Raw genomic sequence first — 21,774 nt, forward strand, 5'->3', positions numbered from 1 at the left:
CTCACAAGTATTTTTTTCTGATGCTTCTTTCATCTTTCGGGTCTTCTCGTCGCTCTCCTGTAAAAGGGTCAAAAGCGCCTAGGTGAGTTCCGTCACTTGCACGGTAAACTTCCAACTCGCCGTGCATCGAGTCCCACTCATAAATTCTCCTGCCTTTTGCATCCTTCCATCGTTCCCGAAGTCCGCCACCTCCTTGTACGGGATTCATTTTCTGTGCCTTTTTCAGGCCGGGAAACGCGGTAATTTCCTCTGCTTTCGGCGGTTTATGATAGCTGTGTCCTGCTGGTGGTAAGCCTTTGCGCGAGGTGTTGACCACGATGTATAGAGGCCGAACCCCCGAATCCGCCGGAAACACCAGAATGAAATCCCGATACTCCGGCGGATAAACCGGATTCACCAGAATCCCGTCCGCCGCTTTCGTCGGCGGATACACCCAGATATGCGGTGCCTGCGGAGCGGGGATGCCGAGGATGTCGGAGCCGTCCACGGCGGGCGTCCAGATCAGTTCGATGCCTTCGCCGAGGTCTGCGACAAAGCGGTTATCACGTGCGGTGAACTGCGCGACATCGACCATTTCCCAGTCGCGATTCTTGCCGGTGTAAAAACCATAACCCTTGAGGCTGCCGTCGGCCTGTTGTTCGACATGTAGGCGCACGCGGGTTCGAGCCTGTCTGAGGGCGAGCAACTGGTCTTCGGTGTAGAGGGCGCTGTCGCCCAGGTTCGATGGCATGAGCAACGCCACCAGCCCGACCAAAGGTGTCACAACGGCGGCGGAAGCGATGGCGGGCAATGCCTTGAACGCCTCACCCGCAAAGGCGAAGGTGCCCAGGCCTGCCGGGATGGCAGTGCCGCTGATTTTCTTGAGTGGAACGCCGCCGCTGTCATCGGCTTCACGGCCGCCGAGCAGGACCAGATCTCCGTAATCTTTCAGGCTGTCGGTGGGTACCATCCCCGAAGGATTCGCGTAGTCGATGATCGCGTCCGGCAATTTGCAGGACTTGGCGAACACTCACCCGGCGCGTACGGGATCAGGCTTTTTCGCCGCAACCTCTCGACTGCGCTCGAAAGCCTCCTGCCGCGCCAGCATGGCGTCGTATGCATTTTGTCGGGCGTCGCGCTCGGCCAGTTCAGTGGCCGTCATGTAGCGCCAGGTGACGTGATGACCGTCGCCCGCCGGCGGGTTGGGAACCCGGGGAATGTCCTTGTTGCGAGCCACTGAGCGTCCTTTCGTTCATCCATCGACAACCCTTCGAAAGGGCTGCACGACGTTAACGAAGCGGACAATTGCTGGCTGTAGGACGGATCTTTGATTAAGTGCGGATTGTTCGCTATTTGTCTGGCAGGGGGGCGAGCAGGCCGCTTCAGTTCAAAGAACGGGGAGATGGGTTCTGCGCAATTACTGCAAAAGCCTGATACCCATTTGCCCAGAACCTGGCAGTTGGTGGATGAATTGAGCCTCAGCTGTATCTGTGAGCCTTGCCGGTTTTTTCCTATGCTGGGGGACTGAGCCTGTGACAAGGCTACTCCTGCCCGACTCAACGAGAGCATGACCATGAGCGACAACCGCCAGTGGGCCCGCGAAGCCATCCGCATCATCGAAGCGGACTTCCAGCGCAGCGCCGACACCCATCTGATCCCCTTGCCGCTGCCGGGGTTTGCAGGCATCGAGTTGTATTTCAAGGACGAGTCGAGCCATCCCACCGGCAGCCTCAAGCACCGTCTGGCGCGGTCGTTGTTCCTGTATGCGTTGTGTAACGGCTGGCTCAAGCCCGGCGCGCCGGTGATCGAGGCGTCCAGCGGTTCGACGGCGATTTCCGAGGCGTATTTCGCGCGCATGCTCGGTTTGCCGTTCATTGCGGTGATGCCGGCGACCACCTCGAAAGAGAAGATCGCGCAGATCGCCTTCTATGGTGGCCAGAGTCATCTGGTGAAGGATCCGACGCAGATTTACGCCGAATCCGAACGTCTGGCCCGCGAGCATGGCGGCCACTTCATCGACCAGTTCACCTACGCCGAGCGGGCCACCGACTGGCGGGCGAACAACAACATCGCCGAGTCGATCTTCCAGCAGATGCGTTTCGAGAAACACCCGGAACCGAGCTGGCTGATTTCCAGCCCCGGCACCGGCGGCACCACCGCGACCCTCGGCCGCTATGTGCGTTATCGCCAGCATTGCACCCGAGTGTTGTGCGCCGACGCCGAGCGTTCGGTGTTCTTCGATTACTACCAGACCGGTGACGCCAGTCTGCGTCTGGACTGCGGTTCGCGGATCGAAGGCATTGGCCGGCCTCGGGTGGAAGCGTCGTTCCTGCCCAAGGTTATCGATGCAATGGTCAAGGTGCCTGACGCCTTGTCGCTGGCGGCCATGCATTATCTGGCGCAGCGTCTGGGACGGCATGTCGGCGGGTCGAGCGGCACCAATCTGATCGGCGCGCTGATGGCGGCGCAGCAAATGAAAGCGGCGGGGGAGTCGGGGTCGATCGTGGCGATTCTGTGCGATGGCGGCGAGCGTTATGCCGACACCTATTACGATCAGACGTGGCTCAAGGCGCAGGGCTATGAGCTGGAGGGATTGATTGCGGCGGTGGCGGCGAGTGCCGAGAAAGGTGAGGCGCTGCCGACTTCAGTGCTGCGCGCCAATATCTGAAGTAACACAGAAACCACTGTGGGAGCGGGCTTGCTCGCGAATGCGGTGGGTCAGTCAACATTGTCGTCGACTGACCCACCGCATTCGCGAGCAAGCCCGCTCCCACAGGAGGTTGGTGTTACTTCAAGACAGATGTATCAGGCTTCGAGGCCTAGAATGTCCCGCGCCACAGCTTCCGCAATCCGAATCCCGTCGACCCCCGCCGACAGAATCCCGCCCGCATAACCCGCACCTTCACCCGCCGGGAACAGACCTTTGACGTTCATGCTCTGCAGCGATTCGTTACGCGTGATGCGCAGCGGCGACGAGGTACGGGTTTCGATCCCGGTCAACACCGCGTCGTGCAGCGAGTAGCCGCGAATCTGTTTCTCGAACGCCGGCAACGCTTCACGAATCGCTTCGATGGCAAAGTCCGGCAGCGCCAAGGCCAGGTCGCCCAGGGCCACGCCCGGTTTGTACGACGGCTCGACTTCGCCCAGTTCGGTGGACGGGGTGCCGTTGATGAAGTCGCCGACCAGTTGCGCCGGGGCCTTGTAGTCGCTGCCGCCGAGGATGAACGCGTGGGATTCCAGACGCTCCTGCAACTCGATCCCGGCCAGCGGGCCGCCCGGGTAATCGACTTCCGGGGTGATGCCGACGACGATCCCGGAGTTGGCGTTGCGCTCGTTACGCGAGTACTGGCTCATGCCGTTGGTGACCACGCGATTCGGCTCGGAAGTCGCCGCCACCACGGTGCCGCCCGGGCACATGCAGAAGCTGTAGACCGAACGGCCGTTCTTGGCGTGGTGCACCAGTTTGTAGTCGGCGGCGCCCAGCTTCGGGTGGCCGGCGTACTTGCCCAGCCGCGCACGGTCGATCAGCGATTGCGGGTGCTCGATGCGGAAACCCACCGAGAACGGCTTGGCTTCCATGAACACGCCACGGCTGTGAAGCATGCGGAAGGTGTCGCGGGCACTGTGGCCGAGGGCCAGAACCACGTGTTTCGAATGCAGGGTTTCACCGCTCGCCAGCTCGACGCCGACCAGTTGACCGTCTTCGATCAGCACGTCGGTGACGCGTTCCTGGAAGCGTACTTCGCCACCCAGGGCGCGGATCTCTTCACGCATGGTCTCGACCATGCCGGTCAGACGGAACGTACCGATGTGCGGTTTGCTGACGTAGAGAATCTCTTCCGGCGCACCGGCCTTGACGAACTCGTGCAGGACTTTGCGGCCAAGGAACTTCGGATCCTTGATCTGGCTGTACAGCTTGCCGTCGGAGAACGTGCCCGCGCCGCCTTCGCCGAACTGCACGTTGGACTCGGGGTTGAGCACGCTTTTACGCCACAGGCCCCAGGTGTCCTTGGTGCGCTGACGAACTTCGGTGCCGCGTTCAAGGATGATCGGTTTGAAGCCCATCTGCGCCAGCAGCAGGCCGGCGAAAATCCCGCACGGGCCGAAACCGACCACGATCGGGCGCTGGCTCAGGTCGCTTGGCGCCTGACCGACGAATTTGTAGCTGACATCCGGCGCCACGTTGACGTTACGGTCGTCGGCGAACTTGCCCAGCACCTTGGCCTCGTCGCGCACGGTGAGGTCGATGGTGTAGATGAAGCACAGTTCGGAGGACTTTTTGCGCGCGTCGTAGCTGCGCTTGAACAAGGTGAAATCGAGCAAATCATCGCTGGCGATGCCCAGGCGCTGCACGATGGCGGCACGCAGGTCTTCTTCGGGATGGTCGATTGGCAGCTTGAGTTCGGTGATTCGTAACATGGCGAGGATCCGGATTCGCGGGGCGCACAACTGCGCCAGGGCGTTTGAAGGCCGCGATTATAAGCCGCAAAGGCCGGATCCGGTGAGGCTAAAACGCTCAGTCGTTACGCGATCCGCCGAAATACCCGCAACCACGCTCGACCTTGCCGTCGATGCGCAGCTCGGCGCTCATGTGCTGCACGCTGCCGGTGCTGCTGTCGACGCAGCGCTGCGGCGCGACCCACAACTCGATGCGCTGGTTGTTGGCTTCGCTGCTGAGGTTGAAGCGGCCGTCGCCCAATTGCTCTTCGACATAAGGCACCGCCAGCGCCGGCTGGCCTTCACGGTCGATGACCATGCCCTTGCCGCTGACTTTGACGTTCCATTCGGGCCCGTGGCCGGCGGCACGCAGGATCAACAGCTTGAAGTTCGGGTCATCGCACGCGGTGCCGGAACGCTCGACGCGATACAACTGACCGAGGTCGAGGCGGTCGCCGGCGATCTTCCCGCGCACATCGGCAAACAGCTTGCCCTGCTGATCGGCGAGGGTCGCGGCTTCTTGCAGCACGCTGGTGCCGCCGATGTCGTTGACCACATACTGACGCTGTTCGCCACACGGCTGGAACACCAGTTTGCCGTCGGCCGCCGTCAACTGCCCCTGCATCCGGGTCTGCCCGACGTGGGACGCGCTTTCACGCGGGCCATCGAGCAATTGGCAGGCGGCGAACAACGGCAGCAGGGCAACAACGATCAACGAACGGGCAACACGCATCTTCGGCTCTCCAGACAAGTGCCGCCACGTTACGCAGGCTGACCGTTGATCACAAGGGTTTAGCCCACGTGAAAGGTCTGACCGGTTTGCAGGCCTTCGACACTTTTCGCGTAGGCCAATGCCACATCGGCTGCCGCAACCGGCTTGTAGCCACGGAAGTACGGGGCGTAGCTGCCCATGGCTTCCAGCAGCACGGTCGGGCTGATCGAGTTGATGCGCAGGCCACGCGGCAATTCGATGGCGGCGGCTTTGACGAAGCTGTCCAGAGCGCCGTTGACCAGTGCCGCCGAGGCGCCGGTACGGATCGGGTCGTGGCTGAGCACGCCGGTGGTGAAGGTGAACGAGGCACCGTCGTTGGTGTATTCGCGGCCGATCAGCAGCAGGTTGACCTGGCCCATCAGCTTGTCTTTCAGGCCCAAAGCGAAACTGTCAGCGTTCATCTCGCCGAGCGGAGCAAAGGTCACGTTGCCGGCGGCGCAGATCAGCGCGTCGAACTTGCCGGTCTGCTCGAACAGCTTGCGAATCGAGGCGCTGTCGCTGATGTCCACCTGGAAGTCGCCGCTGCTGCGACCGATGCGAATCACTTCGTGACGCTGGCTCAGCTCTTTATCCACGGCCGAACCGATGGTGCCGGCAGCACCGATCAACAGAATCTTCATGGGACTGTTCCTCAATGGGTTGAACGAGGTTCAGTCTAGAGTGGTTTTTTCTGCGGATAAGCGCACTAATAGGCAACCTTTGGTTTTCAAATGGAAACAATCCATGAGTGAAATGGATGATCTGGCGGCGTTTGCGGTGTTGATCGAGGCTGGCAGCTTTACCCTGGCGGCGCAGCAACTGGGTTGCAGCAAGGGCCAGTTGTCCAAGCGCATCAGCCAGTTGGAAGCACAGTTTTCCGTGGTGCTGCTGCAACGCACGACGCGTCGTTTGAGCCTGACTGCCGCCGGCGCCGCGTTGCTGCCACAGGCGCAGGCGCTGGTCGTCCAGGTGGAGCGCGCGCGGCAGGCATTGGCGCGTTTGAAAGACGACATGGCCGGGCCGGTGCGGATGACGGTGCCGGTGTCGCTGGGGGAAACGTTTTTCGATGGCCTGCTGCTGGAGTTCTCGCAGCAATACCCCGAGGTGCTGATCGAGCTGGAGCTGAACAACCACTATCGCGACCTGTCCCGGGATGGCTTCGATCTGGCGATTCGCTCCGAGGTGGCCAATGACGAGCGGCTGGTGGCCAAGCCGCTGCTGGCGTGGCAGGAAATGACCTGCGCCAGCCCGGCCTATCTAGAACAGTTCGGCGAACCGCTGACCCCGCAGGAGCTGGCCGAACACCGTTGCCTGCTCAACAGCCACTACAGTGGCCGCGAGGAATGGCTGTATCACCAACAGCACGAATTGCTGCGGGTGCGGGTGTCGGGGCCGTTCGCCAGCAACCATTACAACCTGCTGAAGAAAGCCGCACTGGCCGGCGCCGGTATCGCTCGGTTGCCGTCGTACCTGCTGCAAACGGAGTTGGCTGATGGCCGGTTGCGCTGGCTGCTGCGCGATTTTCAGACGCGCCGGATGCCGATGTATCTGGTGCATCCGTACCAGGGCGGCTTGCCCAAACGCACGCAAGTGCTGGCGGATTATCTGATTGGCTGGTTCAAACGCAGCGGCGAGGCGTTGGATCGTCTGGCGCATTGACTACGATGCCCGTGATACCCGTAATACCTCTGTAGGAGCTGCCGAAGGCTGCGATCTTTTGACCTTAAAAATCAAAAGATCGCAGCCTTCGGCAGCTCCTACAGAGACATCAGAGACATCAGCGTTTGTAGTACCTGGCGATCATGTGATCAATTGACAATTTCCCCGGCCCGGTCGCCATCAGGTACAGCAACACTGCCGCCCAGGTGCCATGGGTCGGGTAGGCATCGGGATAGACGAACACCTCGATGACCAGCGTCATGCCCAACAGCGCCAGCGCCGAAAACCTCGTGGCGAAGCCGATCAATATCAGTGCCGGAAAGAAGTGTTCGGCAAACGCCGCCATGTGCGCGGCGATTTCCGGTGACAGCAGCGGTACGTGGTATTCGCTCTGGAACAACGGAATCGTCGAGTCCGCCAAATGTGGCCAGCCGAGTTGCAAGGTGCCGTCGATCAAATCGATGGCCAGCCCCTCGACCTTGGTCTGCCCGGACTTCCAGAACACCGCGGCAATCGAGAATCGCGCGATGAAGGCGATCAGGCTGTGGGGGATTTTTTCCATTAATCCGATGGCGCGAATGATGAGGTTGTTCATGGCGATACCTTGGTGTTCAGGTCGGTGATGGCGTTGTGGCCGATCAGCAGGGCGAGGGTCTGCGGCAGATCGAAGGGCGGACTGTCTTGCGCCGCTTGCAGCAGCGGTCGGTGGTTGAGCAGATGGCGGATGAATACGCTGGCGCCGTGATCGAGAGCAAACACCTCGACCTCCAGACCGTTGCGCAGCACCAGTGCGTGTTGCCCTTGATGGATGTCGATGCCTGCCAGCGTCGCGTCTCCTTGATGTGCGGCCCAGATCGAAACCACCGCACAGGCCGAATCGAGCAGGTGCAGCGAGGGATGCAGGGTGATGTTCAGTTCGGCGAGTGTTTGCGGATCGGCCAGTGCAGCGCTGATCTGTTGCGCACTGACCGTCGCGGCATCGGCGGCGTGATAAGCGCGGGTGCGCAAGCGTTCGAGCCGTGCGACATCGGCCAGATACGGCACCTCGGCCGCCGCTTCGAATGCGTCAATGAAGTCCGCCAGACCGTCGCCGTAACGGCTCATCAACGGACTGTGCGGCGGCTGCTGCTGGATGAATATGCCGGCCATGCCACGGAAGAATTCCTCGCCGACCAACTGCTGCACCACCGGATAACTGTCGGCCAGCGCGTTGATTAACGAACCTTGCACGTTATTGCGATACACCGAGAATCGGCTGGCAGGATCGGCACCGTTGGCGCTGCACAGGCCGGCGGGGCAGGGCAGGCGAGTGTCGAGCAGGGCGGCGCTGAAGTCGGCTTGAGTGCTCATGGCCGACTCCCAGCGTGCAGCAACAACGCTTCGGCCTGCTGCGCCTCGCCCAGCAGCACATTGAACGCCGGGACCTGATTGTCCCGCTCGATCAACGTTGCCACCGGGCCAACGCGTTCGAGCGCCTGTCGGTATAGCGCCCAGACCGCGTCATCAATCGGCGCGCCGTGATCATCGATCAGCAAGCGGTCGCCGAGGCTGTCGGCGTCTTCGGCGAACCCGGCCAGATGAATCTCGCCAACCGCGTGCAACGGCAGCGCGTCGAGGTAGGTCAGTGGATCGCGTTGATGATTGATGCACGAGACGTAGACGTTGTTGACGTCGAGCAGCAAACCGCAGCCGCTGCGACGGATCACCTCGGCGATGAACGCCGGCTCATCGATGGTTGAGCGTTCGAAGCCGAGATAGGTCGCTGGATTTTCCAGCAGCATCGGGCGCTTGAGGCTGTTCTGCACCTGGTCGATATGCGCGCAGACGCGGTTCAGCGTCGGCGTGTCATACGCCAGCGGCAGCAGGTCATTGAGGAACACCGGGCCGTGGCTCGACCAAGCCAGGTGTTCGGAAAAGGCTTGCGGTTGATAGCGCTCGATCAGTGTTTGCAGGCGTTGCAGGTGCTGAATGTCCAATGGCCCTTCGGCCCCGATCGACAGCCCGACACCGTGCAGCGACAGCGGATACTGCTCGCGGATCAAGCCGAGAAAATGATGAAACGGACCGCCGTCGACCATGTAGTTTTCGGCGTGGACTTCAAAGAAACCGATGTCCGGTTGGGTGCCGAGCACTTCAACAAAGTGCCCGGTCTTGAGCCCCAGCCCCGCGCGGGGCGGGAGCCCGCAGAGGGCTGCCCGAGTGCGCGGTGGGACAGGTTCGTTGGTGGTGAACATGGGCGTCACTCGGGCAGGCAATGGATCAGGACTTGGCTTTGAAGGCTTCCATCTGACCGAAACCGGTCGGCGAGGTCTTGCTCTCGGTGGTGGTGCAGGTGCCTTTCGGCACGAACTTCCACGAGTTGGCCTGGTAGTCCATCTTCGCTGTGCCGGCACAGGTAGTGCCCGCGCCCGCGGCGCAATCGTTGTGACCCTTCATGGCCACGCCGAAGCATTTTTCCATGTTGCTGTTGTCGGCGGCATTGGCGCTGGAAACGGCGGTCATGCTCAGGGCGGAACCAAGAGCCAGAACCAGTGCAGCGGCGGACAGGGTGCGAGTGGTAGCAGTCATGATGTTTCTCCAGATTTGAGCTTGGGTTTTACAAGCGAAGTGCGCTTGCTTACCCCACTAGAGAACGCTCATGGCGATGCGTTACAGCGCAGTGCAAATTTTTCAGAAAAATCTTCGAACACGGCAATCCACTGTGGGAGCGGGCTTGCTCGCGAAGGCGGTGTGTCATCAAGCATCAATGGCGTCTGACACTACGCCTTCGCGAGCAAGCCCGCTCCCACAGGGGATCTGTGTTGGATTCAATCTATCTGCCAGGCACAAAAAAACGGCCCGAAGGCCGTTTTTCTGTTCAGCGAAAAGGATCAACCGCCGAGGTACGCCTCGCGCACCTTCGGGTCGGTCAGCAGCGCTTCGCCGGTGCCTTGCATGACCACGCGGCCGTTTTCCAGAACGTACGCACGGTCAGCGATTTTCAGCGCCTGGTTGGCGTTCTGCTCGACCAGGAACACCGTTACACCGTCCTTGCGCAGCTGTTCGATGATGTCGAAGATCTGCTGGATGATGATCGGTGCCAGGCCCAGCGATGGCTCGTCGAGCAGCAGCAGTTTTGGCTTGCTCATCAGCGCCCGGCCGATGGCAAGCATCTGCTGTTCGCCGCCGGACATGGTGCCGCCGCGCTGGTTGAAGCGTTCTTTCAGGCGCGGGAACAGGCCGAGGACCTTGTCCATCTGCTCCTGATAGTCGCCCTTGTCGGTGAAGAAGCCGCCCATGGACAGGTTCTCTTCGACGGTCAGTCGGGCGAACACCCGACGACCTTCCGGCACCACGGCGATGCTCTTGCGCATGATCTGCGACGAGTCCTGGCCGACCAGTTCCTCACCCATGTAGCGGATGCTGCCGCTGTGCGCCTGCGGCGAACCGCAGAGCGTCATCAGCAGCGTGGACTTGCCGGCACCGTTGGCACCGATCAGGGTCACGATCTCGCCCTGGCGGACTTCGACGTTGACGCTGTGCAGGGCCTGGATCTTGCCGTAAAAGGTGGAAACGTTTTCGAACTGCAGCATTTACGCTTCCCCCAGGTAGGCTTTGATCACTTCAGGATTGTCGCGGATCTGTTCCGGCGTACCGTCAGCCAGAGGTGTGCCCTGGTTGATCACGACGATGTGGTCGGAAATGCTCATGACCAGTTTCATGTCGTGTTCGATCAGCAGCACGGTGACGTTGTGCTCTTCACGCAGTACGCTGATCAGCGCCTTGAGGTCTTCGGTTTCCTTCGGGTTCAGACCGGCGGCCGGTTCGTCGAGCATGAGGATCCGCGGACGGGTCATCATGCAGCGGGCGATTTCCAGGCGCCGTTGCTGACCGTAGGCCAGGGTGCCGGCGGTACGGTTGGCGAACTCTTTCAGGTTGACCTTTTCCAGCCAGTATTCGGCGTATTCCATGGCCTCGCGTTCGCTCTTGCGGAACGCCGGGGTCTTGAACAGGCCGGACAGGAAGTTGGTGTTCAGGTGACGGTGCTGGGCGATCAACAGGTTCTCGACCGCCGTCATGTCCTTGAACAACCGCACGTTCTGGAAGGTGCGCACCACGCCCTTGAGGGCGATCTTGTGCCCCGGCAGGCCCTGGATCGGCTCGCCGTCCAACAGGATGCTGCCGCCCGATGGCTGGTAGAAACCGGTCAGGCAGTTGAACACGGTGGTCTTGCCCGCGCCGTTCGGCCCGATCAGCGCCACCACTTGTTTTTCCTTGACGGTCAGGGCCACGCCATTGACCGCCAGCAAGCCGCCGAAGCGCATGCTCAGGTTTTCGACTTTAAGGATCTCGCGGCTCATTTTCGCAACTCCATGTGTGGGCGTTGCATCGGCAGCAGACCTTGTGGACGCCAGATCATCATCAACACCATCAGCGCACCGAACATCAACATCCGGTATTCGCTGAACTCACGCATCATTTCCGGCAACAGGATCATCACCACGGCCGCGAGAATCACGCCCAGCTGCGAGCCCATGCCACCCAGCACGACGATGGCGAGGATGATCGCCGACTCGATGAAGGTGAACGATTCCGGCGTCACCAGACCCTGACGGGCAGCGAAGAAGCTACCGGCGAAACCGGCGAAGCTCGCACCCAGGGTGAACGCCGACAGCTTGATGATCGTCGGATTCAGACCCAGTGCACGGCAGGCGATTTCATCTTCACGCAGCGCTTCCCACGCACGGCCGATCGGCATGCGCAGCAGGCGGTTGATGATGAACAGCGCTGCCAGCGCCAGCAACAGGGCAACCAGGTAGAGGAAGATCACCTTGTTGATCGAGTTGTATTCGAGGCCGAAATATTCGTGGAAGGTTTGCATGCCTTCCGCCGCTTTACGTTCGAAGGTCAGGCCGAAGAACGTCGGTTTCTCGATGTTGCTGATGCCGTTCGGGCCACCGGTGATGTCGGTCAGGTTACGCAGGAACAGACGAATGATTTCGCCGAAACCGAGGGTCACGATCGCCAGATAGTCACCGCGCAGTCGCAACACCGGGAAGCCCAGCAGGAAGCCGAACGTCGCCGCCATCAGGCCGGCAATCGGCAGGCAGATCCAGAAGCTCAGGCCGTAGTAGTGCGACAGCAGCGCGTAGCTGTAGGCGCCGACGGCGTAGAAACCGACGTAACCCAGGTCGAGCAGACCGGCCAGACCGACGACGATGTTCAGGCCAAGGCCGAGCATCACGTAGATCAGGATTAGCGTGGCGATGTCCACCGCTCCACGGGAGCCGAAGAACGGCCACACCAGTGCACCGAGGATCAGCGCAATGATGATGTAGCGTTGCGTGGTCGGCAGGGTCAGGAAGTTGCTGGCCTTGGCCGGGATCAACGGCAGGCCCGACGAGGATTTCCACGCCTTGCTGATCTGCTGGTTGAACAGCACGCGCAGGAACATCAGCACCGAGCACACGGCGATGGTCGCCAGAATGGCCGGGCTGGTGCCGTGCACTTCGAGGTTGATGCCGACGATGGTCAGTTTCAGACCGAGTACCGGATACGCAACCGCCCAAACCAAGAGCGCACTGAAGAGTGCTTGCTTAAGATTTTTAGTCATACCTTCTCAACCTCCGGACGGCCCAGAATGCCGGTCGGACGGAACAACAGCACCAGAACCAACAAGCCGAAAGCCACGACGTCCTTGTACTGGTCGCCGAAGATATCGGCGCCAAAGGCTTCCGCCACCCCGAGCACCAGCCCGCCGAGCATGGCGCCGGGGATGCTGCCGATCCCGCCGAGTACCGCAGCGGTGAAGGCCTTGAGGCCGACGAGGAAACCGGCGTTCGGGTTGATCACGCCGTACTGCATGCTCAGCAGCACTGCGGCGACGGCTGCCAGCGCAGCACCGATGACGAAGGTCAGGGCGATGATGTTGTTGGTGTTGATGCCCAGCAGGTTGGCCATCTTGATGTCTTCGGCGCAGGCGCGGCAGGCGCGACCCAGGCGAGAGCGGGAGATGAACAGCGTCAGGCCGAGCATGGCGACCAGGGTCACCACGAACACCACGATTTGCATGTAGGAAATCAGCACTTCATGTGCACCACCTGGCCCGATGGAGAAGTTGCCGGGGATCAGGTTGGGGATGGATTTGTCCTTGGAGTCTTGCGCGAGCAGAACCGTGTTCTGCAGGAAGATCGACATACCGATCGCGGAAATCAGCGGAATCAGACGGTTGCTGCCGCGCAGGGGGCGGTAGGCGATCCGTTCGATGCTGTAACCATAGGAACTGGTGACGACGATGCTCGCGATGAACGCGGCGGTCATCAACAGCGGGACGTTGTCGATTCCCATCATGGCCAGCCCGGCGATGGCGATGAACGCCACGTAGGAACCGATCATGTACACCTCGCCGTGGGCGAAGTTGATCATTCCAATGATGCCGTAAACCATCGTATAGCCGATGGCGATCAGGGCATACGTGCTGCCAATGGTCAGGCCATTAACCAGCTGTTGGAAGAAGTGATAGATGTCAGGCATTACAACGCTCCTAAAAACCTGATACGCATTTCACTGGTGGAGTCATTTTCCCGCCCGGCCCCGTGGATCTTTATCCACTTCGAATCCGGGTTTTGCCAGCGAACCGCTGATGACGGTTTTGAGATTTTCAGGTGGGGAGACTGGCGGATCACGCCAGCGCGGCCCATACATTCGTAAAACAAAGCCCACGGCACGCCGTGGGCTTTATTGGCAGTCAGTCAGGGCGCGCCTTACTGAGGCGAAACTTCAGTTTTCGGTTTGCCGAAGTGCCACTCGTAAACCACAAATTTGAAGTCCTTCAGGTCGCCCTTGGCGTCGAAGCTCAGGTCGCCGGTAGGGGTCTTGAAGGTGCCGGCGTGGATGGCTTCGGCCACTTTGGCCGCGTCTTCGGATTTGGCTGCCTTGATGCCTTCGGCAATCACTTCAACCGCCGAGTAGGAAGGGAACACGAACGGGCCGCTCGGGTCTTCTTTCTTCGCCTTGAAGGCATCTGCCAGGGCAACGTTGGCCGGATCCTGGTCGAAGGATTTCGGCAGGGTCACCAGCAGGCCTTCGGAGGCGTCTTTGGCGATCTGCGAAATGGAGTCGTTACCCACGCCTTCCGGACCCATGAACTTGGCTTTCAGGCCCTTTTCCTGAGATTGACGCAGGATCAGACCCAGCTCCGGGTGGTAGCCGCCGTAGTAGACGAAGTCGACGTTGGCTTGCTTGAGCTTGGCGATCATCGAGGAGAAGTCCTTGTCGCCGGCGTTGACGCCTTCGAACACGGCGACTTTCACGCCTTTCTTCTCCAGGGTCGCTTTGACTGCGGTAGCGATGCCTTCACCGTATTGCTGCTTGTCGTGCAGTACGGCGACGATTTTCGGCTTCACGTGGTCGGCGATGTAGTTACCGGCGGCAGGGCCCTGGGCGCTGTCCAGACCGATGGTGCGGAAGACCATTTTGTAACCACGGGCGGTGATGTCCGGGCTGGTGGCAGCCGGGGTGATCATCACGACACCTTCGTCTTCGTAGATGTCCGAAGCAGGCTGAGTGGAGCTGGAGCACAGGTGACCGACCACGAACTTGACGCCGTCGTTGACGACCTTGTTCGCCACCGCTACCGCTTGTTTCGGATCGCACGCGTCATCGTATTCAACGGCTTCGAGTTTCTTGCCGTCGACGCCGCCCTTGGCGTTGATCTGCTCGATGGCCATTTTCGCGCCACTGAACTGCATGTCGCCGTATTGGGCTACAGGACCGGTTTTAGGGCCGGCGATACCGATCTTGATGGTGTCAGCGGCGAACGAATGGCTGGCAACCCCGGCCAGAACCATAGCGGCAAACAGTTTGGAAATCTGCTTAGTAGCCTTAGTCATAGTGCTCCACTCTTACTGTTGTAATTTTTTTGAGTTCTGGCGCCGTAGCAGCAGAACCGGGTCAGATATCTTTGCGATACCCTCCGGAAATGCCCCCGGCAACTGTACCGGTACAGTGTAGAGCGCCGGTTGTTGGCCTGGGAAGCAGGCGCCGAGGGGCAAAACTTGGAGGTGTCGCATTTTTGAATGAAAAAGACAGAATTGCGGCGGGGCTTTCGTGGGCATATATCCCAAACACCAGCATTCCTTGGCGTTCCTGCTCTTTTCGTTCGGTGAAGCCATTTGCAACCGGGTTTTTCTGCCGGACCACCGACGTTATCATTCGCGTCGATTTCTTTTCCGGACAGTCCCATGAATCAAGAACCTAGCACCCTCTATGCCAAGCTGCTTGGTGAAACCGCATCTATTACCTGGAAAGAGCTGGAGCCGTTCTTCGCCAAGGGTGCCCTATTGTGGGTCGACCCAGCCCTGGATTTGATCGCCGCCGCCGAGGCCGTGGCATCGGATGATGGCGAGAAAGTCGCCGCCTGGCTGGCCGAGGACAAGGTCGCCAAGCTGTCTGAAACGCGGGCGCTGGATATTTTCGAGCGTGATCCGCAGCTATGGGCGGTGGTGGTGAGTCCATGGATTCTGATCCAGGAAAGGGCGGCCGTCTGAGCTTGTGCACCTTTGTAGTGCGCCTGGCCAGCAGCGAAAAGTGTGTAGCCGAGTAGCGTGATGGCACGTTGCCGTAGAGAAAGGCCACAAGCGTGGGTGGCCTCACGGTGACGTAAACGTAACGGGAACAGTTTATTGAGCAGCCTGAGGGCTGCTTAATTGTTTCTGGATATTGGAAGGGCTGAGATTTTCAGGGAATTTGAGGGCCCCATCGCGAGCAGGCTCACTCCTACAGGGGAACGCATTTCAACTGTAGGAGTGAGCCTGCTCGCGATAGGGGCAACTCGGTCTGGGATCAGACCGAGTAAGTCTTCCCGGTATGGTTATTCAGCGAAATAACCTTGGTCTTGCCGATCCGGTGACGGTAGATCTCGCGCAGGTACTTGATCGACTTCTTCACGCAATCGCGCGACAGGCGAATGTCGTTGATCGAGACGAACTTGTCCTTGTCGTTGATCAGCTCGCGGTACTTCTTCTCGTACATCGGCTTGATCGCGTACCAGTTGGTGTCGAGGATCTTCGCCGGGTTCTCGAACTCGTTGAGCAGATCGTCGATGCGGTCTTCGTCGAAGTCTTCATTGATGATGAAGTCGAGGATCGAGTTGTCCAGAGTCTCGTCGAAACGGTACGGGGTCTTGGCGAAGCAGCGCTTGATGAACGCCACGATCAACGTCAGGAAGTCGTCCGACAGGCACGGGCTCTTGGCGATCAGGGTGGTCAGCGACAGGTTGGCCGAAGCGCCGATCACCAGCGCATAACGCTTGAGCGTGGTGTTGGGGAACAGGCTGTTGAGGTGGGTCTTCAACCGGTTCAGGTCCATGTACGACAGTTTGTAGTCTTTGGGCAACGAGACGATCGAGACCACCGACGAGCAGTTCTTGAAGAAGTGCAGGTCGTGCAGCGCCGCGGCGTCGTAGCCGGAATTCTTGTACTGCTCGAGCGAGGCGCGATAGCGCTTGGATTCGATCGGCAGCAGGCTGATGCCTTCGATGGCCTGGGTGACTTTATTGAAGTGCGGCAGGTCGATCGAACGGAAGAACAGGTCATCGATGTTCAGACGCTGCGGCTCTTTGTCGAAGACCTTGAACTTGTCGCTGCTCGGCGGCGGGGTTTCCGGCACCACCGATTCGGCGTAGGCAATCGCCACCGGGCCGGCCAGACTCATGAACAGGTCGTTGGCATCCAGGCGAATGGTTTCGCCGATGTCGATGCCGGCGCGGCGGAAGTAGTTCTGGTCGTAGTCGGTGGTCACCGCCTGCGCCGTCAGAATGTTGAAGATCTGCTGCGAGATGTACTGGTTGGCGTGCTTCTCCATCGCATTGACATCAATGTTCTGGATGTTGCCGTCATCGCTCTCTTCGGCGTAACGCATGATGTCGTTGGAGATCAGCATCATCGCGTTCCATGGGCGGATACGGCCCATGACGCTGGCTTCGCTGCTGTCTTCATTGGCGAAGTTGTAGGAGAAATCCCATTCTTCCGACAGGTATTTGCACAGCAGGCGGCCGGCGTTGATGTGCAGCGCCTCGGACATTTCACTGCGGTGATCGGAAATGTTCGGCAGCACGCAGATGCCGCTGGTGAAGATCGGCTCGAACACGAACGAATGCCCGCTCTTGCCGTCGTGCTCGTCCATCGGCTTGGTGTCGAACGTCTTGTTCATGTACGAGTGCTGCTGGGCCAGACCGAACTCCGAGGCCATGCCCGAACCGGTACCGCCGCCGGCACTGAAGATCGAGAAGTACAGGCGCGACTGGTTGGCTTTGATGCCGCAGCTGTCGATCAGGTACGAGTGGATCATTTTCCAGTCAGGGCTGGAGAAGCGCTGGGTGTCCTTGTTGAGGATGATCTTCGCCAGATACTGGCCGAGGATCGGCGCGTTACCGGCGCCACCGGCGTGGACTTCGGACAAGTCCATGATCTTCATTTTGCTGTAATCGCGCAGGAAGCCGCTTTTCTCGCCCTTGCGCGAGAAGCGGATGCGCCCGGCGATGTCCTTGTCGAGGTCGCCGAGCATCACCAGCGGTTCGACGAGGAACACCGGTTTGCTCGACTTGTTGGTGCCGATCCGCAGGTTGTTTTTGATCCACTGCGCCGGGCTGTAGCCCTTGTCGGCCAGACGCCGATCCGCCGCGCGGTCTTCATTGTTGAATTCGTTGAGGTAGAACTTGCGCGCGTTGTACACCAGCTCCGCGACATCGAGGGCGATGTTCGAGCCGCAGCGACCGAGGCCGATCAGGCACACCGAGGGAAATTCCTGATCGTTGTGCTGTTCGTTGTCGCCTTCCAGGTGCGGTGGACGCGGGAACACCAGATCACGCAGGCCATCGAGGTTGTCGAGGATGCGGTCGGTGTTGGTTTCGGTGTAGTACAGATATTGCTGAGTGCCCAGCGGGCGCGAGGGAGGCAATGGCTTCGATGATGACGGGCTATTTGCGGCAGGGCTCAGGGTCAGATCGGATACCGCAGTGGCGGGATTGTTTTTAGAAGTCATTGTGCGCCATATACCTGGACTGGTTGGTCCGCTGACCAGTGTCAGCGAGCCTCACGGAATAAGATCTCGCGTCTTTTATTGCGCGAATTTGGCCCGGGCGTCAGGGGCTTGGCCTGATCGTCGCACGGGGGAATCCTTTCCTGATCGCTCATGAATCGGCCATTATTCAGTGATCTTTAATCAAAAAGAGGCGAAATGATGTCAACGCTCCCTTCGTTGGGTTTTGCCGGAATCGGTCTGATGGGCCTGCCGATGTGCCGCCGTTTGCTGGCTGCCGGCTACCCGTTGACCGTGTGGAATCGCAACCCGGCCAAGTGCGCGCCACTGGTCGAAGCCGGCGCCCGGCAGGTGGCAAGCCCCGCTGAACTGTGCGAACACGCGGACGTGGTGATGCTCTGTCTGGCCGACACGGCGGTGGTGCGCGAGGTGGTGTTTGGCGCCGGGGGTGTCGCTGAAGGTGCGAAAAGCGGCCAGTTGCTGGTGGACTTTTCCAGCCTCGAACCGACCGCTACCCGCGAAATGGCCACCGAGTTGGCCGACAAGACCGGGATGAGCTGGCTCGACTCACCGGTGTCCGGCGGCGTGGTGGGTGCCGAGGCCGGCAGTCTGGCGATCATGGTCGGCGGCGCGGTGGCGGATCTGGAGCGGGTGCGCCCGGTGCTGCTCAGCCTTGGTCAACGGGTCACGCACATGGGTGGCATCGGCGCCGGGCAGGTCACCAAGGCTTGCAACCAGATGATCGTCGCCTGTAATGCGCTGGTGATCGCCGAAGTAGTGGCGCTGGCCGAACAGGCCGGGGTCGATGCGAGCCTGATTGCCGAAGCGCTGGCCGGTGGTTTTGCCGATTCGAAACCGTTGCAGATCCTCGCCCCGCAAATGGCCGAGAGCCGTTTTGAACCGGTGAAATGGCACGTGCGCACGCTGCTCAAGGACCTCGATACCGCAGTGAAATTCTCCCGCGAACAAGGCTCGGCCACGCCGATCAGCGGATTGGCCGCACAATTGATGCGCCTGCATGGGGCGCAGGGCTTTTTGCAGAAGGATCCAGCGACACTGGTACAAATGTACCGCGCGCCAGACTCAACGGATTGACTGCATGCGAGTGTTTGCGCTGATTGATTTCTTCCAGCACCGGGCGTAACTCGTCCAGCGGCACCGGGCGGCTGAGCAGGTAGCCCTGAATGAAATCGCAGCCTGAGCGCTCGAGGAATTCGTACTGTTCCAGGCTCTCCACGCCTTCGGTCACCACCTGCAAATGCAGGGTGTGGGCCATGACGATGATCGCCTGGACGATCTCCATGTCGGCGGTCGCCGTGGGAATGTCGAGGATGAACGAGCGGTCGATTTTCAGCGTATTGAGCGGCAGGCGCTTGAGGTAGGCCAGCGACGAATAGCCAGTGCCGAAGTCGTCGATCGACAGCGAGACGCCGAGAGCGCGGATCTGCCGCAGTAGCACCAGGGTGTTGGCGATGTTGCCCATCAGCGCGTTTTCGGTGACTTCCAGTTCCAGCCGTTCCGGCGCAACGCCAGCGCTGCGCAGTGCGCTTTCGATCTCATCGGCCAGCTCTTCCCGGGCAAGGTTGAGCGGCGAGCAGTTCCAGGCGATTTTCAGGTCGTTGCAGCCATGCCGCGTCAGTTCGCCAAGGTCAGTGCAGGCCCGGCGCAACACCCAGTTATCCAGTTCGGCGATCAGGCCATTGGTTTCGGCGATCGCGATGAAGCGATCCGGGGCCAGCAAGCCATGCACCGGATGCTGCCAGCGGATCAGCGCTTCGAGTTTGGTCACTCGACCGGTTTTCAGTTCGAAGATCGGTTGGTAATACAGCGTCAGCCCGTTTTCTTCGCGCAGGGCCTGGCGCAGTTCTTCTTCCAGTTGCAGTTCGAGGCTGGCGCGGGTCTTCATGTTGGCACTGAAAAAATGCAGGCCGTTACGCCCGGCGCCCTTGGATTGATACAGCGCCAGATCCGCGTGCTTGAGCAGTTCTTCGCAGGTGGTGCCGTCGTCGGGGAACAGGCTGATGCCAATGCTGGTGGTCATCACCATACGGCGGCCGGCCAGTTCGATCGGCTCCTTCATTTTCAGCATGATCCGTTGCGCCATGTTGCGCGCTTCCTCACGTTCACGCAGGCTGATCAGGATGCAGAACTCGTCACCGCCGAAGCGGGCGACCACGTCTTCATGGCTGCGCACCGAGCCTTTGATGTGATTGGCGATGACTTTGAGCAGGGCGTCGCCGGCGTCATGGCCGAGGCTGTCGTTGATTCGCTTGAAGTGGTCGATGTCGAGAAACATCACCGCGAGCATGCCGCCTTCGCTGGTTTTCTGGTTGAGTTTCTCGGCGAAAAGCTGGTTGAAACCGCGGCGGTTGATCAGGTTGGTCAGCGCGTCGTAATTGGCCACTTGCTGCAATGACATCCGCGCCTGATCGAGCTGGCCGAGCAGGGCGTTGACCCGGCGCAGATCCTGCTCCTTGTTCTGCAGTTTCTTGTCGGCGAGTGCCGCGCTGATCGCGCTGCCGAGAATCAGCAGGATGATCAATGCGACGGTCAGGCCCAGTTGCAGGTAATTGGTTTCGCCGCTCAGGGTCGGTGCTGCGCCCTCGGGCACCACCAGATGCAACGCGGCCATGCCGGTGAAGTGCATGCTGATGATGCCGGCGCCGAGGATCACTGCGGCGGTGTATTTGAGCAACTGATGAAAACGGCCGCTGCCTTCACGCAGATAACCGGCGACCCACAGCGCGGCGAAGCTGGCGCCGATGGCAATCACGATCGACAGGCAGAACAGCAGCGGCTGGTAATACGCAGTGGCCACCGAGTGCATCGCCGCCATGCCGACGTAATGCATGCCGGCGATGCCCAGGCCAATAACGATGGCGGTTTTCAGGTATTGCATCAGCGAGGGTTGAGGCACGCTCAGGGTGTGCATCGCCAGCCATGAGGCGAGCAGGGCGATCACCAGGGAAAACAGAGTGGTGGCCAGTTCGTAATGGATTTCCAGCGGCGCCTGGAATGCCAGCATGGCGATGAAGTGCATGGCCCAAATGCCGCCAGCCAGGCAGGTGGCGCCGATCCAGCGCCAGACCCGCTGCGAACCCGGATCTTCGGCGTGGCCAACCCGCTCGGCCATGTCGAGGGTGGCAAAACTCGCGGCGCAGGCGACCAGATAGGCCACCAGCACCAGCAAGGGATTGTGTGTGCAATCGAGAATGACCTGCCCGCTCTGCGGCAGCTCGGTAACAAACTGCAAACCAAGCCACTCCATAGCATCCCCGTCTGTGAAGTCGTCCCTGCTGCGTCAGCAACGCAGGCGAATGAGAGGAGTATAGAGGCGGTTTTTGCCATGCAAGCGGTAGTGGCACATTGGCGCCAACCATTTCGGCATGAGCCTTATAGCGATTGGCGCTAAACCATCAGGCGGTTTGGTCGTAAGGGATCTGATTCCATTCCGGTTCGAGCGGCGGCAAGCCGAAGCGGGCGCGCGCCTTGTCGCAATCGACATTCTGTTCGCCGTATTCCCAGGAAGCATCGAATTCGCGGCAGGGACTGGAGCGTTGCTCGTAAATCGAGCACTGCACGTTACTGCCCACTTCACCGATCAACGCCGTACACCGCGGCGATTTGCAGTCGGTGCCGTTCATCGCTACCCGACTGGGACTGATCTGCGTCACCAGTTCATCGGGCACCGTACCGCCGGAGGAGGCGCATTCACCCCAGAAAAAAGACACGCGAAAATGGGAACAGCAGGCACCGCAATTCAGACACGGACTGACTTCGGACATGGGGAGGGTATCAAAGGGGTTGATCGGCGAATCCGGACGGATCCGGCGGCTATTCTAGGCTTCGCCATGAACTTGGGAAGGGGGGCGCGAAAGTATTTTTTTGTAGCCGGGTTTTGCCGCGAAACCCCCGGTTTATGGGGGATT

At 60.2% G+C, this 21,774-nt stretch carries 19 protein-coding genes and 1 pseudogene; 4 read left to right on the forward strand and 16 right to left on the reverse strand.

All coding sequences use genetic code 11. The features are described from left to right. Position 1: 1 nt before the first annotated feature. Positions 2–1,216: pseudogene (locus AC3WMV_RS02085) on the reverse strand (colicin E3/pyocin S6 family cytotoxin). 336 nt (positions 1,217–1,552) lie between these two features. Between AC3WMV_RS02085 and AC3WMV_RS02090 the strand changes: the two are divergent. Next, entirely contained in the window at positions 1,553–2,647 is a 1,095-nt protein-coding gene (locus AC3WMV_RS02090; RefSeq protein WP_103369625.1) for a PLP-dependent cysteine synthase family protein, read from the forward strand. 137 nt (positions 2,648–2,784) lie between these two features. Here the strand turns inward: AC3WMV_RS02090 and AC3WMV_RS02095 are convergent, their stop codons facing one another. The 3 genes from AC3WMV_RS02095 to AC3WMV_RS02105 form a co-directional block, all read right to left on the reverse strand. Continuing rightward, positions 2,785–4,398 (reverse strand): NAD(P)/FAD-dependent oxidoreductase, encoded by a 1,614-nt coding sequence (locus tag AC3WMV_RS02095; RefSeq protein WP_003222357.1) that lies wholly within the window; start codon positions 4,396–4,398, stop codon positions 2,785–2,787. A gap of 97 nt (positions 4,399–4,495) precedes the next feature. Next, positions 4,496–5,149 (reverse strand): COG3650 family protein, encoded by a 654-nt coding sequence (locus AC3WMV_RS02100; protein ID WP_003222359.1) that lies wholly within the window; start codon positions 5,147–5,149, stop codon positions 4,496–4,498. Positions 5,150–5,208: 59 nt separating this feature from the next. Further along, positions 5,209–5,808 (reverse strand): short chain dehydrogenase, encoded by a 600-nt coding sequence (locus AC3WMV_RS02105; RefSeq protein WP_103369041.1) that lies wholly within the window; start codon positions 5,806–5,808, stop codon positions 5,209–5,211. Positions 5,809–5,911: 103 nt separating this feature from the next. Between AC3WMV_RS02105 and AC3WMV_RS02110 the strand changes: the two genes are divergently transcribed. Continuing rightward, a complete protein-coding gene (locus tag AC3WMV_RS02110; RefSeq protein ID WP_103369040.1) occupies positions 5,912–6,826 on the forward strand; it encodes a LysR family transcriptional regulator in 915 nt (304 codons plus the stop codon). Positions 6,827–6,944: 118 nt separating this feature from the next. On the opposite strand, the gene AC3WMV_RS02115 is transcribed toward AC3WMV_RS02110, so the two are convergent. From AC3WMV_RS02115 to AC3WMV_RS02155, 9 genes are all read right to left on the reverse strand, one after another. Then, entirely contained in the window at positions 6,945–7,421 is a 477-nt protein-coding gene (locus AC3WMV_RS02115; RefSeq protein WP_103369039.1) for a DoxX family protein, read from the reverse strand. Continuing rightward, positions 7,418–8,176, reverse strand: coding sequence for an HvfC/BufC N-terminal domain-containing protein (locus AC3WMV_RS02120; protein WP_103369038.1), 759 nt, complete (start codon positions 8,174–8,176; stop codon positions 7,418–7,420). Before AC3WMV_RS02120 ends, AC3WMV_RS02115 begins: the two co-directional genes overlap by 4 nt. Next, a complete protein-coding gene (gene bufB / locus AC3WMV_RS02125; protein ID WP_103369037.1) occupies positions 8,173–9,060 on the reverse strand; it encodes an MNIO family bufferin maturase in 888 nt (295 codons plus the stop codon). The genes AC3WMV_RS02120 and bufB overlap by 4 nt, the downstream gene beginning before the upstream one ends. A 25-nt stretch (positions 9,061–9,085) precedes the next feature. Beyond that, positions 9,086–9,394: a BufA1 family periplasmic bufferin-type metallophore gene (locus AC3WMV_RS02130; RefSeq protein ID WP_007969475.1), complete on the reverse strand. Its 309-nt coding sequence runs from the start codon at positions 9,392–9,394 to the stop codon at positions 9,086–9,088. Between the two features lie 302 nt (positions 9,395–9,696). Next, a complete protein-coding gene (locus AC3WMV_RS02135; protein WP_003222380.1) occupies positions 9,697–10,398 on the reverse strand; it encodes an ABC transporter ATP-binding protein in 702 nt (233 codons plus the stop codon). After that, complete coding sequence (gene livG / locus AC3WMV_RS02140; protein ID WP_007969480.1) at positions 10,399–11,166, reverse strand: high-affinity branched-chain amino acid ABC transporter ATP-binding protein LivG; 768 nt, start codon at positions 11,164–11,166, stop codon at positions 10,399–10,401. Then, the gene (locus AC3WMV_RS02145; RefSeq protein ID WP_103369036.1) at positions 11,163–12,419 is read right to left on the reverse strand and encodes a high-affinity branched-chain amino acid ABC transporter permease LivM; all 1,257 of its coding nucleotides are present in this window, start codon (positions 12,417–12,419) and stop codon (positions 11,163–11,165) included. The genes livG and AC3WMV_RS02145 overlap by 4 nt, the downstream gene beginning before the upstream one ends. Then, positions 12,416–13,339 (reverse strand): high-affinity branched-chain amino acid ABC transporter permease LivH, encoded by a 924-nt coding sequence (gene livH / locus AC3WMV_RS02150; protein WP_027614381.1) that lies wholly within the window; start codon positions 13,337–13,339, stop codon positions 12,416–12,418. Before livH ends, AC3WMV_RS02145 begins: the two co-directional genes overlap by 4 nt. Before the next feature lie 230 nt (positions 13,340–13,569). Next, positions 13,570–14,697: a branched-chain amino acid ABC transporter substrate-binding protein gene (locus AC3WMV_RS02155; RefSeq protein WP_027614382.1), complete on the reverse strand. Its 1,128-nt coding sequence runs from the start codon at positions 14,695–14,697 to the stop codon at positions 13,570–13,572. Between the two features lie 351 nt (positions 14,698–15,048). On the opposite strand from AC3WMV_RS02155, the gene AC3WMV_RS02160 reads away from it, so the two are divergent. Further along, a complete protein-coding gene (locus AC3WMV_RS02160; RefSeq protein ID WP_027614383.1) occupies positions 15,049–15,354 on the forward strand; it encodes a DUF2288 domain-containing protein in 306 nt (101 codons plus the stop codon). A 295-nt stretch (positions 15,355–15,649) separates the two neighbouring features. On the opposite strand, the gene AC3WMV_RS02165 is transcribed toward AC3WMV_RS02160, so the two are convergent. Beyond that, positions 15,650–17,848 carry a hypothetical protein gene (locus AC3WMV_RS02165; protein WP_103369035.1) on the reverse strand — a complete coding sequence of 733 codons (2,199 nt, stop codon included), beginning with the start codon at positions 17,846–17,848 and terminating at the stop codon, positions 15,650–15,652. A gap of 195 nt (positions 17,849–18,043) precedes the next feature. On the opposite strand from AC3WMV_RS02165, the gene AC3WMV_RS02170 reads away from it, so the two are divergent. Further along, complete coding sequence (locus tag AC3WMV_RS02170; protein WP_178085263.1) at positions 18,044–18,940, forward strand: NAD(P)-dependent oxidoreductase; 897 nt, start codon at positions 18,044–18,046, stop codon at positions 18,938–18,940. Here the strand turns inward: AC3WMV_RS02170 and AC3WMV_RS02175 are convergent. Both AC3WMV_RS02175 and AC3WMV_RS02180 read right to left on the reverse strand, forming a co-directional pair. Beyond that, on the reverse strand, positions 18,831–21,113 hold the full coding sequence (locus AC3WMV_RS02175) for a putative bifunctional diguanylate cyclase/phosphodiesterase (protein ID WP_103369034.1): 2,283 nt from the start codon (positions 21,111–21,113) through the stop codon (positions 18,831–18,833). The two genes, AC3WMV_RS02170 and AC3WMV_RS02175, sit on opposite strands and share 110 nt — an antisense overlap. A 148-nt stretch (positions 21,114–21,261) precedes the next feature. After that, positions 21,262–21,630 (reverse strand): YkgJ family cysteine cluster protein, encoded by a 369-nt coding sequence (locus tag AC3WMV_RS02180; RefSeq protein ID WP_027614387.1) that lies wholly within the window; start codon positions 21,628–21,630, stop codon positions 21,262–21,264. Positions 21,631–21,774 lie beyond the last annotated feature (144 nt).

This window comes from Pseudomonas sp. FW305-3-2-15-E-TSA4 (genome assembly GCF_058787295.1).

Bases quoted from the DNA above. Each gene is read 5' to 3' on its own strand.
- AC3WMV_RS02115 (WP_103369039.1), bottom strand. From the start codon at position 7,421: ATGAACAACCTCATCATTCGCGCCATCGGATTAATGGAAAAAATCCCC.
- AC3WMV_RS02090 (WP_103369625.1), top strand. From the start codon at position 1,553: ATGAGCGACAACCGCCAGTGGGCCCGCGAAGCCATCCGCATCATCGAA.
- AC3WMV_RS02110 (WP_103369040.1), top strand. From the start codon at position 5,912: ATGAGTGAAATGGATGATCTGGCGGCGTTTGCGGTGTTGATCGAGGCT.
- AC3WMV_RS02180 (WP_027614387.1), bottom strand. From the start codon at position 21,630: ATGTCCGAAGTCAGTCCGTGTCTGAATTGCGGTGCCTGCTGTTCCCAT.
- bufB (WP_103369037.1), bottom strand. From the start codon at position 9,060: ATGTTCACCACCAACGAACCTGTCCCACCGCGCACTCGGGCAGCCCTC.
- AC3WMV_RS02155 (WP_027614382.1), bottom strand. From the start codon at position 14,697: ATGACTAAGGCTACTAAGCAGATTTCCAAACTGTTTGCCGCTATGGTT.
- AC3WMV_RS02100 (WP_003222359.1), bottom strand. From the start codon at position 5,149: ATGCGTGTTGCCCGTTCGTTGATCGTTGTTGCCCTGCTGCCGTTGTTC.
- livG (WP_007969480.1), bottom strand. From the start codon at position 11,166: ATGAGCCGCGAGATCCTTAAAGTCGAAAACCTGAGCATGCGCTTCGGC.
- AC3WMV_RS02120 (WP_103369038.1), bottom strand. From the start codon at position 8,176: ATGAGCACTCAAGCCGACTTCAGCGCCGCCCTGCTCGACACTCGCCTG.
- AC3WMV_RS02160 (WP_027614383.1), top strand. From the start codon at position 15,049: ATGAATCAAGAACCTAGCACCCTCTATGCCAAGCTGCTTGGTGAAACC.
- AC3WMV_RS02105 (WP_103369041.1), bottom strand. From the start codon at position 5,808: ATGAAGATTCTGTTGATCGGTGCTGCCGGCACCATCGGTTCGGCCGTG.
- AC3WMV_RS02095 (WP_003222357.1), bottom strand. From the start codon at position 4,398: ATGTTACGAATCACCGAACTCAAGCTGCCAATCGACCATCCCGAAGAA.
- AC3WMV_RS02135 (WP_003222380.1), bottom strand. From the start codon at position 10,398: ATGCTGCAGTTCGAAAACGTTTCCACCTTTTACGGCAAGATCCAGGCC.
- livH (WP_027614381.1), bottom strand. From the start codon at position 13,339: ATGCCTGACATCTATCACTTCTTCCAACAGCTGGTTAATGGCCTGACC.
- AC3WMV_RS02175 (WP_103369034.1), bottom strand. From the start codon at position 21,113: ATGGAGTGGCTTGGTTTGCAGTTTGTTACCGAGCTGCCGCAGAGCGGG.
- AC3WMV_RS02130 (WP_007969475.1), bottom strand. From the start codon at position 9,394: ATGACTGCTACCACTCGCACCCTGTCCGCCGCTGCACTGGTTCTGGCT.
- AC3WMV_RS02165 (WP_103369035.1), bottom strand. From the start codon at position 17,848: ATGACTTCTAAAAACAATCCCGCCACTGCGGTATCCGATCTGACCCTG.
- AC3WMV_RS02145 (WP_103369036.1), bottom strand. From the start codon at position 12,419: ATGACTAAAAATCTTAAGCAAGCACTCTTCAGTGCGCTCTTGGTTTGG.
- AC3WMV_RS02170 (WP_178085263.1), top strand. From the start codon at position 18,044: ATGATGTCAACGCTCCCTTCGTTGGGTTTTGCCGGAATCGGTCTGATG.